General features: G+C 49.4%; 14 protein-coding genes and 1 other annotated feature. Of the genes, 6 read left to right on the forward strand and 8 right to left on the reverse strand.

Going from position 1 to position 15761, the window contains the following annotated elements; all coding sequences use genetic code 11:
- The first annotated feature begins 33 nt into the window (after positions 1-33).
- On the forward strand, positions 34-909 hold the full coding sequence (ablB, locus tag ACUN27_RS32885) for a putative beta-lysine N-acetyltransferase (protein WP_315956114.1): 876 nt from the start codon (positions 34-36) through the stop codon (positions 907-909).
- 13 nt (positions 910-922) lie between these two features.
- On the opposite strand, the gene rpoN is transcribed toward ablB, so the two are convergent.
- A complete protein-coding gene (rpoN, locus tag ACUN27_RS32890) occupies positions 923-2227 on the reverse strand; it encodes an RNA polymerase factor sigma-54 (protein ID WP_326060930.1) in 1305 nt (434 codons plus the stop codon).
- 223 nt (positions 2228-2450) lie between these two features.
- On the opposite strand from rpoN, the gene ACUN27_RS32895 reads away from it, so the two are divergent.
- Positions 2451-3140, forward strand: coding sequence for a 3D domain-containing protein (locus ACUN27_RS32895; protein ID WP_445560285.1), 690 nt, complete (start codon positions 2451-2453; stop codon positions 3138-3140).
- A 270-nt stretch (positions 3141-3410) separates the two neighbouring features.
- On the opposite strand, the gene ACUN27_RS32900 is transcribed toward ACUN27_RS32895, so the two are convergent.
- Positions 3411-4679, reverse strand: a complete 1269-nt coding sequence (locus tag ACUN27_RS32900) for an FAD-dependent oxidoreductase (protein ID WP_315956117.1) — start codon at positions 4677-4679, stop codon at positions 3411-3413.
- Positions 4680-4806: 127 nt separating this feature from the next.
- On the reverse strand, positions 4807-5676 hold the full coding sequence (locus ACUN27_RS32905; RefSeq protein ID WP_445560286.1) for a helix-turn-helix domain-containing protein: 870 nt from the start codon (positions 5674-5676) through the stop codon (positions 4807-4809).
- Positions 5677-5807: 131 nt separating this feature from the next.
- On the opposite strand from ACUN27_RS32905, the gene ACUN27_RS32910 reads away from it, so the two are divergent.
- Entirely contained in the window at positions 5808-6728 is a 921-nt protein-coding gene (locus tag ACUN27_RS32910) for a phosphotriesterase family protein (protein WP_445560287.1), read from the forward strand.
- A gap of 151 nt (positions 6729-6879) precedes the next feature.
- On the opposite strand, the gene ACUN27_RS32915 is transcribed toward ACUN27_RS32910, so the two are convergent.
- The 3 genes from ACUN27_RS32915 to ACUN27_RS32925 form a co-directional block, all read right to left on the reverse strand.
- Positions 6880-8373 carry a glycoside hydrolase family 32 protein gene (locus tag ACUN27_RS32915; RefSeq protein WP_445560288.1) on the reverse strand — a complete coding sequence of 498 codons (1494 nt, stop codon included), beginning with the start codon at positions 8371-8373 and terminating at the stop codon, positions 6880-6882.
- Between the two features lie 153 nt (positions 8374-8526).
- Positions 8527-8715, reverse strand: a complete 189-nt coding sequence (locus tag ACUN27_RS32920) for a hypothetical protein (protein WP_445560289.1) — start codon at positions 8713-8715, stop codon at positions 8527-8529.
- Complete coding sequence (locus ACUN27_RS32925; RefSeq protein WP_445560290.1) at positions 8712-8966, reverse strand: hypothetical protein; 255 nt, start codon at positions 8964-8966, stop codon at positions 8712-8714. The genes ACUN27_RS32920 and ACUN27_RS32925 overlap by 4 nt, the downstream gene beginning before the upstream one ends.
- Positions 8967-9071: 105 nt before the next feature.
- Between ACUN27_RS32925 and ACUN27_RS32930 the strand changes: the two genes are divergently transcribed.
- Entirely contained in the window at positions 9072-9632 is a 561-nt protein-coding gene (locus tag ACUN27_RS32930) for a DJ-1/PfpI family protein (RefSeq protein ID WP_315956123.1), read from the forward strand.
- Between the two features lie 98 nt (positions 9633-9730).
- Here the strand turns inward: ACUN27_RS32930 and ACUN27_RS32935 are convergent, their stop codons facing one another.
- Entirely contained in the window at positions 9731-10069 is a 339-nt protein-coding gene (locus tag ACUN27_RS32935) for a winged helix-turn-helix transcriptional regulator (protein WP_315956124.1), read from the reverse strand.
- A 159-nt stretch (positions 10070-10228) separates the two neighbouring features.
- Between ACUN27_RS32935 and ACUN27_RS32940 the strand changes: the two genes are divergently transcribed.
- The gene (locus tag ACUN27_RS32940) at positions 10229-10942 is read left to right on the forward strand and encodes an SDR family oxidoreductase (protein ID WP_445560291.1); all 714 of its coding nucleotides are present in this window, start codon (positions 10229-10231) and stop codon (positions 10940-10942) included.
- A 129-nt stretch (positions 10943-11071) separates the two neighbouring features.
- Here ACUN27_RS32940 and ileS read toward each other — a convergent pair whose 3' ends face one another.
- The gene (ileS, locus tag ACUN27_RS32945) at positions 11072-14152 is read right to left on the reverse strand and encodes an isoleucine--tRNA ligase (protein WP_445560292.1); all 3081 of its coding nucleotides are present in this window, start codon (positions 14150-14152) and stop codon (positions 11072-11074) included.
- 49 nt (positions 14153-14201) lie between these two features.
- Positions 14202-14455, reverse strand: a binding site (T-box leader).
- Between the two features lie 177 nt (positions 14456-14632).
- Between ileS and ACUN27_RS32950 the strand changes: the two genes are divergently transcribed.
- The gene (locus ACUN27_RS32950) at positions 14633-15619 is read left to right on the forward strand and encodes a GNAT family N-acetyltransferase (protein WP_315956127.1); all 987 of its coding nucleotides are present in this window, start codon (positions 14633-14635) and stop codon (positions 15617-15619) included.
- Positions 15620-15761 lie beyond the last annotated feature (142 nt).

Here is a 15761-nt window from a genome sequence, read left to right on the forward strand (position 1 = left end):
TAACCATGGTAAGAAGAAGGAGGGGACTGCCAGATGCCTAATCAAATGCCAAATGATCGGCCAACATCCCGTTTGGAAGTTGAAAGCGGCAGTGATTATACGGTAAGCTTTTACCTCGATTTCATGAACAAAAGACTGCGGGTAGACGACTATCAAGGCAATGTCGATGCCATCTACGATCGAATAGCCGACGCAGCCAAAAGCCATGCGCTGACCAAGGTTTTTATCAAATCGCGAGAGCAGGATTGGCAGATCTTTTTAGGAAAAGGCTGCATGCTAGAGGGCATTTACAAAGGATATTTTCATGGCATGGACGCTTACTGTATGGCGTTTTATTACGATCTGGGGCGGCGGAGCAGCGATTATTGGATGGAGGAGGATTGCATTTTGCATCAAGTGCTAGCGCTTTCTCGTAAACCCGTAATGCCCGTCATACCGGAACCTTTTACCCTGCGTTTAGCCTTGCTCAAGGATGCAGAGCAGCTGTCTCATTTGTACAGCCAGATTTTCCAAACCTACCCAACACCCATGAACGATCCGCTTTATGTTGCAAAAACGATGCAGGAGGGGACGATTTATTATCTCGTCGAATCGCAAGATGAGCTCATTAGCGCCGCTTCCGCTGAAATTAATGCGCGATATGCCAATGCGGAAATGACTGATTGCGCCACACTGCCTGCCTTCCGCAACAAAGGGCTCATGCGATTATTGATGCATGCTTTGGAGGATGAATTGATCGCTCGCCAAATTAACTGTGCCTACTCGCTGTCCAGAGCTCTTTCCTTTGGCATGAATGCCGTTTTCCATCAAATGGGCTATGGGTATTACGGCAGGCTGACGAAAAACTGCGATATCTACGATAAATATGAGGATATGAATTTGTGGGCCAAAACCTTAATCAAGCCATAACCCTTTAGGTTAACTATATGCGTTTCCTTCTCAAGGAAGAAGAAATGCCGAGCTCCTCCCGATATTTCGTCACTGTGCGGCGTGAGATCTGGATGCCTTCCTGCTTCAGCAGCACTGTCAGCTTCTGATCCGAGTATGGCTTAGCAGGGTTTTCGCCACGAATCCACTCCTTTAATCTGGCTTTGACACGCTCGGAGGATGCTGCTTCTCCACAGTCTTTGAGCAAGCCTGATGGAAAAAAGTGCTTGAGCTCGAAGATGCCCCAAGGCGTTTGAGCATATTTGCCGGCTGTGGCGCGGCTGACTGTCGATTCATGCATGCCGAGCTTATCGGCAATGTGTTTCAAGGTCATCGGCTTGATATAGGCCGTCCCCTTCCAAAAAAACTCGCTTTGTTCCTCGGCGATGGCCTGAGCCACACGATAAATCGTCTTTCGGCGCTGCTCCAGGCACCTTAAGAAAAACATCGCCGATTGTAACTTGCCGGTTAGAAAGCGAGCGGCTTCGTTCGCATCTTTTCCCTCCTTCACAAGTCGCTCATAATAGCCATTCATCGATAGACGGGGCAGCGCTGCCTGATGAGTGAACACGGCAAGCCTGCCGCCTGACTTTTCAATGATCACCTCCGGTATGATATAGTGAATGGCTTCCGTATGAAAGGCAGCCCCTGGCCTGGGATTTAGCCCCTTAATCACGGCTACAGCTGCATGAATTTCTTGCGGCGAAGCTTGCAGATGCTGCGATAGTTTGTGAATGTGATAATCGGCAACATCCTTCAAATGATCGCGAATGAGTATGGCGACGAGCGGAAAGCTTTCCGCCAAGGATTGTACCTGCAAAAGCAGGCATTCGCGCAAATTTCTCGCCCCCACACCGGCAGGCTCAAAACTTTGCAGAATCGTAAGAGCTTGCTCCACCAGCTCACGTTCCACTTTCAAAACATCCGAAATTTCACTGATCGAAGAGGTCAGATAGCCATTGCTATCCACATTTCCAATCATAAAAATGACAATGCGGCGCACGGCTTGCGGCACTTTTTTCATGAAGAATAACTGCTCCTTCAAATGCCTTTCCAGAGACACCTCATTCGACGCGGCATGGTGCAGCGGATCGTAGGGAGCGTCGCCATCCCTCGTACGGGTAGGGCGAGCGGGAGCATCGACCGTCCGCTCGTTAGCGGAGGCGAACTCCAATACCGGATTCTCATTCATCTCCTGCTGAACAACCTCCAGCAATTCCGGTGTCGAGAGCTGCAGAATCGATATCGCTTTGCGCAGCTGCGGCGTGAGCCGCATTTTCGCCGACTGTTGTTGAAACATTCCGTATCCTGGGCGCATGAACATCATTCCTTTAGGTTGTTGCTATAGTGTATTCACGCAAGGACGAACGTTTGCCAATCTGTCTGTAAACAGCAAAAAAGCCCGTAAAAGGGCCTTTTGCGGGCTTTAATCTAGTAATTTTTCATAGAATACGTATAGAAAAATATAAATTTGACGAGTCTAGTAGCTATAACTCTATTAACTTTTTTGAGGAGGAGCTATGATGTTTCTAAGAATCTTGTTTACGACTCTGACAATTCCTTTGTTAGTAAGTTTATGGCTTACTGGTAAAGCCTATTCCTACCCAGGCAGCGATGAAAATATGGAACTCCCGCCATCTTACAGTCTTGTATCAAATGCAGTCGAACCTGAAACCACTACCACTACCGCTGCTACCGCGCTGCCAACAACGCAGTATCAGGTTAACCGGGGAGATACCTTGTTCAAAATCGCTCGTGACTTTGAAGTGGATGTGAACGACCTGATGGCAGCCAACGGAATTAGTGATCCGCGCGGCCTGACCATTGGACAAACCCTCAATGTTCCTTCAAGTGGAACAGCGCCTGCCACGAAAACACAACCAAAAATCATTAAAAAAGTAATCAACACCACATTGACAGCCTATACAGCGGGTTTCGAATCGACCGGTAAAAAGGCCTCCCATCCCATGTACGGCATCACCTTCAGCGGGTTAAAAGCCAAGGAGGGGCGGACGATCGCCGTCGATCCAGCCGTCATTCCACTAGGTTCCACCGTATTCATTGAGGGAATCGGCATTCGCAAAGCCGAAGATATCGGCTCGGCGATTCGCGGTTCGAGAATTGATGTGTTCATGAACGATTTGAGTCAGGCGCAGGAATTCGGCGTGAAGAAAAACGTGAAAGTTTATGTGCTGAACCGGGAGAATATCTAGTTTGCTAGAAAGGCGAGCGGTTAGTGAAGTGGGTTTAGGGGAACTACAGGCCGCTATTTCTATGAAAAGGCACGTTTCCCGCTTGTCAGGGGAACTACGTTCCCCTATTTTGACCATTTCAGCTGAAAAATGTGTCATGGGAGGCGAATAACGCCCTGTAGTTCCGCTAAGTGGGGAAATCGCTCGATTCTCACCAAATAAGGGATCTCAGTTCCTCTAACTCGTAGAAAACCCCGACGGAGTTTAATCCGTCAGGGTTTTTATGTTCGTCTACGAATAAGATGCAAGCTTATGAAATACAACGTTCATCTCACGCAGTCCCTCATGCAGCGCATCGATGGATACATCGCGAATGACGCAAGTTTCGTCCAAAGCGATGGAAGCAGCAATTCCCGCTGCCTGCCCCAACGCGTAGCAAGTAGGCTGCACACGCATAGACGACATCGCGACATGCGTAGCGGATATGGAACGGCCGGCGACGAGCAAATTGTCCACGTCTTCGGGCACCATGCAGCGATACGGAATGTCGTAGCCGCTGACTTTGCGTTCGTCAGTGGTCTTTTTGCCATCGGGGCTGTGAATGTCGATCTCGTAGTTCGTCTGGGCGACCACGTCTTGGAATCGGCGGCCCTCCACCACATCCTGCTCCGTCAGTGTGTACAACCCCTGAATCTGGTTCGTTTCCCTCACGCCAACCTGATTGGCCACGTGCGAAAGCGCATAGGTCTCAAAACCATTCCGCTGCAAATAATGCACGATGGAAAATACCTGTCTCAGCGCCTCGGTTTCCGCGTAGTTGATGTCTTTGATGTTCGCGCCGTTGCCTTTGACCCGCGTCATGTTCACCAGGAGCTGGCCGTCCTTGTTGCGCTCCCAATACAGATGGCGTCCCTGTGGCAGATCGGACACTTTTTCATAATAATAGCAGCCTTCCGGCAGGATCGGAGTTACGGTCTTGCCTGTGTTCTGCATCATAAACATAAGCGTCATCGGCTGGGTCAGCCCATCCCCGTCTCTTCCCGACGTATGAGGCACCCCGGCATCGAGTGCGACTCTGGCATCCCCGGTGCAGTCTATGAATTGCTTAGCCTCAAAAGCCTTCAATCCTTCGCGTGTAGACGCAATTACAGCTTCTAAGCGAGTTCCGTCCTTGACCGCCCCAACGAATTCGGTATGGTAGATGACCTCTACGCCTTCTTTTTTCATTTTCTCATTTAAATAATGCCTTAGCTCAAAAGGCGAATATTGCGGGGCAATGGACGTATCATGATGCTCCGGCAAATATTCGGCCAGCACATCGGCAATCATCTCACGGTAAATGCCCGTCACGTTCCCAATCGGCATAAAAATGCTCACATTCCCCAAGGTGCCCATACCGCCAAGCTGCCCTGATTTTTCGAGCAAAATGACTTTCTTGCCTCTTCTTGCCGCCGAAATCGCAGCCGCCGTTCCCGCAGGTCCTCCTCCGATAACGACGATATCAGCGCGATCATAAGTCTCTATCTGTCTTTGAAAATCATACGTTCGTTTGTCACTCATTCCGCCATCGCTCCCTTCTATTTTGGCCCATGCTTCAAAAAGCTTCTAGCTCTATGACTTCATTATAGGGAGCGCTGAACCGTCTGGCTTTGTCAAAATGCATAGTAAATGTATCAAAACGTCTTTTTTATGGATGGCGTCTGATTTGACTTGGCGGGCATCCGAAGCGAAGCTTATACATCTTGGAAAAATGGTGAACGCTCGAAAATCCGCAGCTGTCCGCAATATCCTGAAGCGGAAGATCCGTGCCACGGAGCAGATCGGTCGCGTAATCAAGACGCAGCCTGAGTAGAAATTGATGAGGGGACACTCCGAATTGCGAGCGAAAATGCAAGGAGAAATAAGAGCGGGACATGAGCGCCTTATGTGCCATTTCCTCCACAGTCAGCGGTTCCGACAACCGGTACTGCATATAGGCCGGCACCCAACTAAGCGAGGTAGAGCGGCTATGCTCGGAGGTATCGCGGGTTGTGTATTCTTTTAACAATTCCAGCACAATCTCTGTGGCGTGGACTTGTGCTTGAAGAAGGTCGATTGCCTTTTTGCGGCCCCAATGCGCAATTGCTTGCTGCAGAGTGTCCAACATCCATTCGTGCCTCGAAAGCTTCAATAGATAAGGGATGGAGATATCCGCAAATGTTTTCAGACTTGGCTGCAGAGGTACTGTCTCTGGGTTAAAAGCGTGATCGATCGGCACAATCATTTCCGGACGAGCATCGACTTGGGAAGGGAACAGCTCCATGTGCAAAGACATCAGACAGACCGGCGCTTCGGATTCCATCTGATGCACAATGCCCGGCTGCACGAAGATGAACTGCCCCTGATTCACCTCATAGAGCGCCCCTTCTGCTTGAAGGCGAAAGGACCCTTCCTGTACGTAAAGCAGCATGTAGTCGGTAATAATTCTGGGCGGCGTTTTCCATTGTTGAAAATGCAACAGGTCCGCATAGCGAATGTACGGCTGCAGCTCATGATTTAAAATCGAATCGGCGGACATGCGGATTCTCCGTTCTTCAATATTTTCCTGATGATTCTATTGTAAAAGAATAACAGGGTGTTGCCTACTCCAACCGGTCCACTATAGACTATAGGAGAGTAAAATCAAGGATCAAGGGGGATATCGATACTATGCTGCAGACCGTAACAGGGCTTATCAACGAAAAAGAAGCCGGAACGATTCTCGTCCACGAGCATGTCCTAGTTGGATTTGTCGAAGATGGCAAGTTAACTCCGAACGATTACGACCGCGATGAAGTCGTGGCCTCCATCTTGCCGCTCCTGCTGCAGTTGAAGGAGGCTGGCTGCTCAACATTCGTAGATTGTGCGCCGGAGTATTTGGGGCGTGACCCCTATGTTTTAAAAGACCTGTCTGCCCAGTCCGGTCTGCATTTCGTGACGAACACCGGCTTTTATAAGGCACCTTATTTGCCGCCTTTCGTTTATCAAGCCACGGAGCGTGAGCTATCCGATCTATGGATTCGCGAGGCACAAAACGGCATTGGAGATAGCGGTGTCTACCCTGGCTATATCAAAATCGCTCTAAACGACGGAACGTCGATCAATGAGACGCAGCAAAAAATATTGCGGGCCGCTATTCGCACCTCCTTTGAAACCGGATTGCCGATTCAATGTCATACCATCGGCGGGGATACCGCCCTACACGCGGGCGAAATCATGAGAGAAGCAGCCTTCGGCCTGGAGCGCTTCATCTGGGTGCATGCCCAAACCGGCAAGGATTTGACCGTCCATCAACGGCTGGCGGATGAGGGTATGTGGATTTCGATTGATTCTATTTTGCCAGGCACCTATGACAAACATGTGGAACTGCTGCAGCAACTACGGAATCATGGTATAAGCAGCGAGCAAATTCTACTTTCTCAAGACACAGGTTGGTACACGGTTGGTGAGGAGAAAGGCGGAAATCTTCGGCCTTATCACCACCTGCTGACTGATTTCCTCCCTTATGCGGCTCAGCAAGGATTGGATCTGAATTGGCTTACACAGTGCGTTACCCGGAATGCTTATCAGGCGATGCGTGTACGGAATTAGAATGCACAAAAACCAGCAGCCCTTTACTTGGGTTTGCTGGTTTTTGTGTTAAGGGAGCTTGAGTCCGCTATTTGCGCAGAATCCGTGTAAATCCGCGTTCCTGCCCCATGTGCCAGGAAGTGAGGAGCGAGGAGCTCAAACCAATCTAATCCTACCCCAACACCCAAGCGTCCAAGCTCTCGAGATGAGCTTCGCCCTTCTCGGCAAACAGCTTGATACCCAGGCTAGCCGCCGCAGGGTAAATCCGGTTCGTGACGGTTTTCACTCCGTCATTTGCGAAGAGCTCGACCGACGAGCGGTCGAGGAACAGATGCAGCCTCACGCGTCCGTCCGCCATCGGCGTTAACGGAGCTTCGCTCACGCCCGCTTCGCCTGCGCCGGAGCGCGTGCGATCCACGCTGAGCTTGCGCTCAGCGGCTGAATAGACCACCTTCGTGTACTCGGTACCGTCCTCGGAGCAGCGAAGCAGCAAGCCGAATTCCGCTGCGCCTCCGGCTTTGGCCACATCAAAAACGGCGATTAGCTCAAGCGTATCGCCATGCACACCCGCCAGCGTCACTTCCGTATCCGCGCCTATTGACAGACCATTCACGCGTTGATAAGCCCCGCGTAAAGCCTGCAATTCCGCCACGGGTTCCATCCGCAGCGTACCATCCGCGTTAAGCTTCAACTCGCGCGGCAAGGTAAAGGTGCCCATCCAGCCCCGCTCCTGCTCGGGCATCTTGGCCCCCCAAATGTTCATCCAGCCTTGGAGGATGCGCCGGCCCTGCCCGTCCATGAACGTCTGCGGGGCGTAGAAGTCAAACCCGTAATCCAGCCGCTCCTTATAGCCATAGCTGAATTGACCGGTCTCATAGTTTAATTTGCCGGTTAGGTACATCGTCTTCGTCGTTCCCATATTCATCGGGGAAATGACCAGTACATGATCGTCCCCGCTCCCTAACGGGAAGAGATCCGGACACTCCCACATATCCCCCATCGTTCCGTCGCTCTCCGCAGCCACTCCAAGGTGACGCCATTCCCGTAAATTCTCTGACGTATACAATTGCACTTTACCCAAGCCGTCTTTCCCAAATCCGACCACCATGTACCATGCCCCTGCATGCCGCCACACCTTCGGGTCCCGGAACCCGAGACCGCCTTCCTCTGGAGCTCCCGCAATGACCGGATTGCCAGCCTCTTTACGGAAGTTCAAACCATCCGTGCTAGTTGCGAGACACTGCACCTCCACGGGGGTGCGCCCGTCAACATGTCCTGTATAAATTAACGTGAGATTGCCGTTATCGTCCACAGCGCTGCCCGACCAGCAGCCATGGCCGCTATTTTCTCCTGTGTCGTAAACTTCCGAAGGCGCTAACGCGACCGGGAGATGTTCCCAGTTCACTAAATCTTTACTTTTGGCGTGTCCCCAGTGCATGGGTCCCCATTTGGCTTCATACGGATAATGCTGATAAAACGCATGGTACTCATCTTTATAAAAGATAAGGCCATTCGGATCGTTCATCCAGCCTGCAGGAGGCATCAAATGATAGCTGAGCCTGTAACTGTCTTCCTCAAGCTCATCCACCTTTTGCTTCAAAAATGCATTCGCTTGCTCCACTCGTTCCTCGTGCGCCTTAATTCGCTCTACCGCTTGCTGATTCATGTTTTCTCCTCCTGTCACGCATGTGCCAAATGTCTAACACCTCATCAAACAAATTCTCCATCTCCCCTTTGCTAACCTTCATGTATAAAACAAAAAGCCGCCTCATCCAATTAAGGTAAGGCGGCCGCAGCTTGTCGCTGCCAAGCAAGCTCTTTATTTTGCACTCTTCACCAACATATCCGTAATCAAATCCGCTTGTCCCAGAATGGAAATTGGATCGTAGTGCAGGAATGTTTTGTAATCCAGCATATGGACTTGGTTGTTTTTCACAGCAGGAAGTGTCTTCCAGATCGGGCTCTCAAGAATCTCCTTCACCTGCACTTCTGTCGTGCCTTCGTTCATGCAGATAAAAATATGATCGACATTCGCATAACTTCTCCTCCACGGCCATAGTTATCGCCAAGGAAGGAAATCTTTTTCTCCCGGACGTTAATGATAACCGCTGTTTCGCCTTCTTTCACCGCACCTTTGATTTTCTCACGGTTTTCTTTGGCCTTCTGCTCATATTTGGCAAGCCATTGTTCCGCTTCCTTCTGTCTTACGCAGCAACGACACGCTTGGGCTCTGCCGGGAAGCCGTCTATACACATTCATGACGAGAACATTCGACAATTCGTGTCAAATTCCACCCGTTTACATCGTTACGAGGTTTCTTCATAATTGATTATGGGTTACCATTCATTTCCAAGGAGTGATACGATGTCAAAGAAAATCTTAATTCTTACCGGTGATGCTGCAGAAGTTTTAGAGGTATATTATCCTTATTTTCGTGTGCTAGAAGAAGGATATGAGGCTGTTATTGCTGCACCGACGAAAAAAGTGCTTCATACCGTCGTCCATGATTTTATCGATGGCTGGGAGACCTACACAGAGAAGCCAGGGCATTTGCTGCCGTCACACATCGCTTTTGCTGATGTAGATCCAAGTCAATATGATGGACTAATCATTCCTGGGGGCAGAGCGCCGGAGTACATTCGGTCCAATGAGCACGTCCCGCGCATTCTTCGCCATTTTCTTGAAGCTGACAAGCCGCTTGGCGCTATCTGCCATGCTGCGCAAGTATTCTCCGCGTTAAAAGATAACCATTACTTTGAAGGCCGTACAATGACAGCCTATACAGCCTGCCGTTTGGATGTCGAGCAGCTTGGAGCTAAGTATGCGGCGGATACGCTGCATGTGGATGGGAAGTTAGTCTCGGGTCATGCTTGGCCAGATTTGCCGGGCTTCATGCGTGAGTTTTTGAAATTAATTGCAAAATAATTTACATAAAAGAGGGAGGATCCAAGCTTTAAAGTTTGGGCCCCCTCGTTAAATATTCGTGCTTGATCCCTCCCAACATCTCCTCGAAGGAATCCAAGTCACAAGTCCAGTCCAAATCTCTTCAATTCTATAAATACACCTTCCAAGCGTTTGCCTTTCTCCGTTAACCAATATTCAACTCGGGGCGGAACCTCCGGGTACACCTTTCTTTCAACCAGCCCGTTTTCTTCTAACTCCTTTAGGCGGAGCGAAAGTGTTTTGGGGCTAATCCCCTCCATTGATCTCAAAAGATCACTAAACCGCAACGTGCCTTCAATGAGCAGGTCGCGAATAATTAAAAAAGTCCATTTTGTTCCGATGACGTCCAGCGTTTTGGCAATTGGGCATAACTCGCCGGGTGTTCCTTTATTCAAAACAACGGGTTCTTGAACGGACATAACAATAGCCTCCTCAAAAAATATATTGGGATAAACCCAACATTAGCACATTACTTCCTTTTTGGAAACTATATGAAATTAATATCACTACTTCCCTAATGGAATTAACTACATATACAATAGCGCTATAACCACTAGTAAACATTAGGAGGAGTGTTCATGTTACACAATCAGAGAATTGTCATTATTGGCGGAAGTTCAGGTATTGGACTGGAGACTGCCAAAAAAGCCGTTGTGCTTGGCGCCCAAGTCATCATTGCCAGCCGTTCGGAGGAAAAGTTGTACAAAGCCAAAGAACTGCTTGGATCCCAAGCGCAAGTGTATGTGCTCGATACGACAGAGGAAGATGAGGTTCAATCGTTTTTTAAAAAGGTCGGCAGCTACGAACATCTTGTCGTAAGTGCGGCCGAAACATCCGGAGGCTCCTTCCTCCAGTCAGAAACAAAACAAGCGCGGGACTTATTCGAAAACAAATTCTGGGGCCAGTACCACGCAGCGAAATATGGAGCCCATACCCTTTCCCCAAATGGTTCTATCACGTTATTCTCCGGCGTAGTCGGTTACAAACCAACCGTGGGATCTGCCGCACTAGGCGCGGTGAATGCTGCAATCTCAAACTTTGGTCAAACCTTAGCGCTCGAGCTAGCGCCTATCCGTGTGAATATCGTCTCGCCGGGCATTATTGATACGCCTGCTCGCAGTAAGATGACTGAAGAAGCACGTAATCAATTTTATGAAAAGGTGGGAAGTAAGCTACCTGTGCAACGGGTTGGGCTTGCTGAGGATGTTGCTCAAAGCGTCCTGTATTTGATCCAAAATTCGTTCGTAACGGGAACTGTACTCCATGTCGATGGCGGACATCGATTAACCTAATAGGACAAAGACCAGTCCAAACACGTAGGTGTTAGACTGGTCTTTGTTTATCCACCCTCTCTAGAGGGAACTATATTCCTTTATTTTCAACAAGGCCGCTACCCAAGTAGCAGCCCCCACAAGCGCTAATTACTCAATGAGCAACAAGCATTGATAACCACCGAACGAAATATCCTCCATATTCGCAGCCTGAGCATATTTGATTTCTGAGAGAAGCACGTTCTCGCGCAAAACATGATCAAAGCGCTCAATCGCAGCTCGGAGAGGAGCATCAACATGCAGCGTCAGAATGACGCGTTTTTCAATCGGCAAATCCAATTTCTTGCGATAATCCTGAATGCCGCGGATCACTTCACGAACAAGACCTTCTTGTTCCAGCTCCTCCGTTAGGTTCGTATTCAACGCGACGTTGATATGGTACCCCGTCGCAGAGGCAAATCCTGCTTTACCTTGCTTTTCCACAAGCAGCTCATCCAGCGTAAGATGAATCGTTTCTCCGTCTAAGTTGACGTCCACATAACCGCAGTCGACGGCCCTTTTAGCTTCAGCAGCAGAAAGCTGTTTCAAGGCATTTTGCAAAGGACCGACGAATTTGCCGTATTTCTTGCCCGCCGCTTTCAAATTCAATTTCAAATAATAGTCGACAAAGGTGCTTTCGCTCGTCTCCAAACGAATCTGTTTCACGTTAATTTCATCTTGGATGATGGCTTCGAACCGGCTCAAATGAAATTCACGGTCCAGCGAAACGATCAGCTCCGACAAAGGTTGACGCGTTTTGATTCCGACCTCGTTGCGTATGTTGCGCGCCAGCTCAACAATTTGTCGAGCAGTGGCCATATCGTTTTCAAGTGTCGTATCGATTGCAGCTTCGTTCACTTTCGGGTAATCGGCCAAATGAACGCTTCCTTCGCCGCCAAGGTTACCGTAAATATCCTCCGCGATGAGCGGGATATAAGGGGCAACCATTTGTGCTAAGGTGACTAGAACTTCGCGAAGCGTTTGGTAGGCGGCGACTTTATCTTCGGTCATTTCACTGCCCCAGAAACGGTCGCGAGAGCGGCGAATGTACCAATTGCTTAGCTCATCTACAAAGGCTTCCATGTGCTTGGCCGGGTTCAGAAAATCGTAATCCTCCAGCCCCTTCACCACGTTCTGAAGGGTCGTGTTCAACCTGGAGAGTATCCACCGATCTAACTCGTTCTTTGAAGCTTGCTGCGGATGGTCTTCAGCATTGTATTGATCAATGATGGCATACAACGAGTAAAAAGCGTGTGTATTATTGATCGTATCTACGACTTTAGACTTCGCTTCGGCTACAATTTGCTTCGAGAACCGCTTGCTGTTCCACGGTGCACTATCTGCAAGCAGAGACCAGCGGAAGGCATCCGCGCCAAATTCTTCAATGATTTCCCAAGGGTCAATCACATTCCCTTTGCTCTTGGACATTTTCAATCCATTCTCATCCAAAACATGACCGGTTGAAATTACCCCTTTGTAAGGCAGCTTGCCATTATACAAAGTAGAGACGGCCATCAAGCTGAAAAACCAGCCGCGCGTTTGGTCAATGCCTTCGCAGATCATATCAGCCGGATACTGATCCTCGAACTTTTTCTCGTCACCGAACGGATGATGATATTGAGCGAATGGCATCGAGCCGCTATCGAACCACACATCGATCACTTCCGGCGTCCTTTCCATGGTTCCGCCGCAGGAGCAGCGCAATTTTACAGCGTCTACATAGGGCTTATGAAGCTCCAGACTATCATCGATAGGCGTGATGGATTTTTCATACAGGTCTTTCCTGCTGCCTGGCGCATACTCTGCCCCGCAATCCTGACAAAGCCAGAGGTTCAGCGGTGTGCCCCAATAGCGGTTTCGACTGATATTCCAATCGACCAGTTCCTCAAGGAACTTCCCGAAACGGCCTTCGCGGATATGGGCCGGGTACCAGTTCACTTGGCTGTTGTTCGCAAGGAGCTGGTCCTTCACAGCCGTCGTTTTGATAAACCAGCTTTCCATTGCATAGTAGAGAAGCGGAGTTTTGCAGCGCCAGCAGAAAGGATAGCTGTGCTCATAACGTTCCTTGGCAAACAATAGACCGCGTTCCGACAAGCTTTTGACAATATCCACATCGCAATCCTTCACAAAACGTCCAGCAAAGTCGACGACCTCATCCGTATATCGTCCGGCAAGATTCACCACATTTACAAAATCAAGGTTATGCTGACGGCATGTGCGGTAGTCATCCTCTCCGTGTGCAGGCGCGATATGAACGATACCGGTACCACTTGAGTCACTGACGTAATCCGCATCGACAACGATATGCCCTCGGTTCACAGTGATATAGCCAAAAGGCGGCTCATAGGAGGTCCCGACGAATTCCTCCCCTTTGTGCGTAGAAAGGATCTCATAGTTCTCTTTCAATACTTTTTCAGCAAGATTTTTGGCAATGACGTAGACTTTGCCGTTTACTTTGGCTTTCACATAGTCGATGTCCTTGTTTACCGCAAGTGCAACGTTCGCTGGAAGCGTCCACGGGGTCGTCGTCCAGGCAAGGAATATTTCCGGCCCTTTCGTGCTGCGAAACTCGACTGTCGCGCTCAAATCCTTGACATCCTCATATCCTTGAGCCACCTCGTGCGAGCTGAGCGTCGTCTGGCAATCCGGACAATAAGGGCTGACCCGGTGTCCCTTGTAGAGGAGTTCTTTTTTATGAATTTCGGATAAAATGTGCCAGACGCTCTCGATGTAATCATTCGTTAACGTCACATAGGGATGATCCATGTCTGTCCAGTAGGCGATTGCTTCTGTCAATTCCCGCCACTGCTTCTCGTATTCGAAGACGCTGACTTTGCACTTCTCAACAAATTCGGCTATCCCGTATTTCTCGATTTCTTGTTTTCCCGAAATGCCCAACTGCTTCTCCACGCCAAGCTCAACGGGAAGGCCATGTGTATCCCAGCCGGCTTTTCGCACGACACGGTAACCTGACATTGTTTTGTACCGGCCGATAAAATCCTTAATGACACGTCCGAGTACGTGACCGATATGCGGCTTTCCGTTGGCTGTTGGCGGCCCTTCATAGAAGACAAAATTCGGTTTATCATTCCGATGATCGATTGATGCGCGGAATGTTTCGTTTTGTTGCCATTGATTCAGGATGCGCAGCTCGCGAGCCCTTGCTTTTTCTTTTACATCTACTTTTCTCATCCAGGACATCCTCTCCAATTTTAAAATAAAAACAAAAAAATCCCGTCCCATAAGGGACGAGATTATATCTCGCTATACCACCCTTGTTCCGATTGATCCATAACTCGATCCTCGGCACCTCCGCCAACGTACCATCATACGCGCCCCATGTAACGGCAGGATCCCGGGTCAGCTTACTCCAGTGGCTTCAGCTTTCCTTCTCGGAGAGGATTTTGGGCTAAGTCTTGAACGTTGGCTTTCAGCACAGGGCCAACTCTCTGGGGAACAAGGGATTAGCTTACTCGATCTCGTCAATGAATTTACTCAGAACATTCAATTAATTCATTTCTACACCTTTTTAGCTAAATTGTCAAATGAATTAGGGAAAAAGGGCTTGCTGCCGAATCTTTATTTATATCCAGACTTTACCAAGAAGTTCCGCTTCACGGATGGGATAATGACTATATCCGATAGCTTAATTCGAGATGGAGGTAATCATACATGTCAAAGTATACGATTTGCCCAATGCGGCAACCGGACGATTATGCGGCTGTTGCACCCTTGCTGAATTTGATTTGGTCAGAGCCGACAACAGCTGAACGGCTGCAGCGAGACGAGGAAAGCATTCCCCCAGGCAAGCTGCACTACAATGAGGACGGCGAACTGATGGGATGGGACCGTCCCAAATGGGTCGCGGAAGATGAACACGGACAAGTGGTCGGTTACGCGATGGCATGGCGAGCGCCTTGGACGGAGCCCGGGGCCTTAAGTCATACGATCGTCGTTCATCCGAAACATCGCGGGCTTGGGGTCGGAGCAGCCCTATTCGATACGCTTCATCAATGGGCTTGCGAGGTCAGGGCGTCACGATTAATTGATTACATGAGGGAAACGGATGAGAGATCGCTTGCTTTTGCGGAACGTCGAGGCTATGTCAAGGAGCGCCACACGTTTGAATCCGTGCTGGACTTGGCATCGTTCGATGGCGGTTCGCTGCATGATGCGATCAACCAAGCGGAGCAGGCTGGGATTAGATTCATTACGTTAGCGGATGAGCCAGGGGATGCTAGCGAGAATAAGCTTTATGAGCTGTATAAAATCACCCATCCGGATATTCCCGGCTACTCCGGCAGCTTTCCATGGTTCGAAGAATGGAAAAAGTGGACCATCACGCAATCCGGTGTACGTCCGGAATGGATTCATATCGCCAAGGACGGCGATCGTTACATTGGCGTTGTCACACTCCAGCAGAACGAACAAACACGGGCGATGTATCACGAGTTTACAGGCGTGCTGCCGGAATACCGGGGCCGCCGCATAGCACTCGCTTTGAAGTTGCTCGGCATACAAACAGCGACTGCCTGCGGTGTGCCTTATTTAAGAACACACAACGATTCCATGAACGCCCCCATGCTGCGAATAAACCGTGATCTGCTCGGTTTCCGTGCGGAAGCTGGGAGTTATAAGATGGTGTGTGAACTGAAGTGAGGAAGCTGTGTGCTTTGTCCAAGTGGTGCAATTTCTAGCAATTAACGCCGATGACTCCTGCTAATCACTGCAATATGTCTACCTTTTTCCAATTAACTGGATTTCCTGGTGTTAATTTTGGTGAGTATACCTAAATCTCACC

The organism is Paenibacillus sp. WC2504, assembly GCF_052682475.1.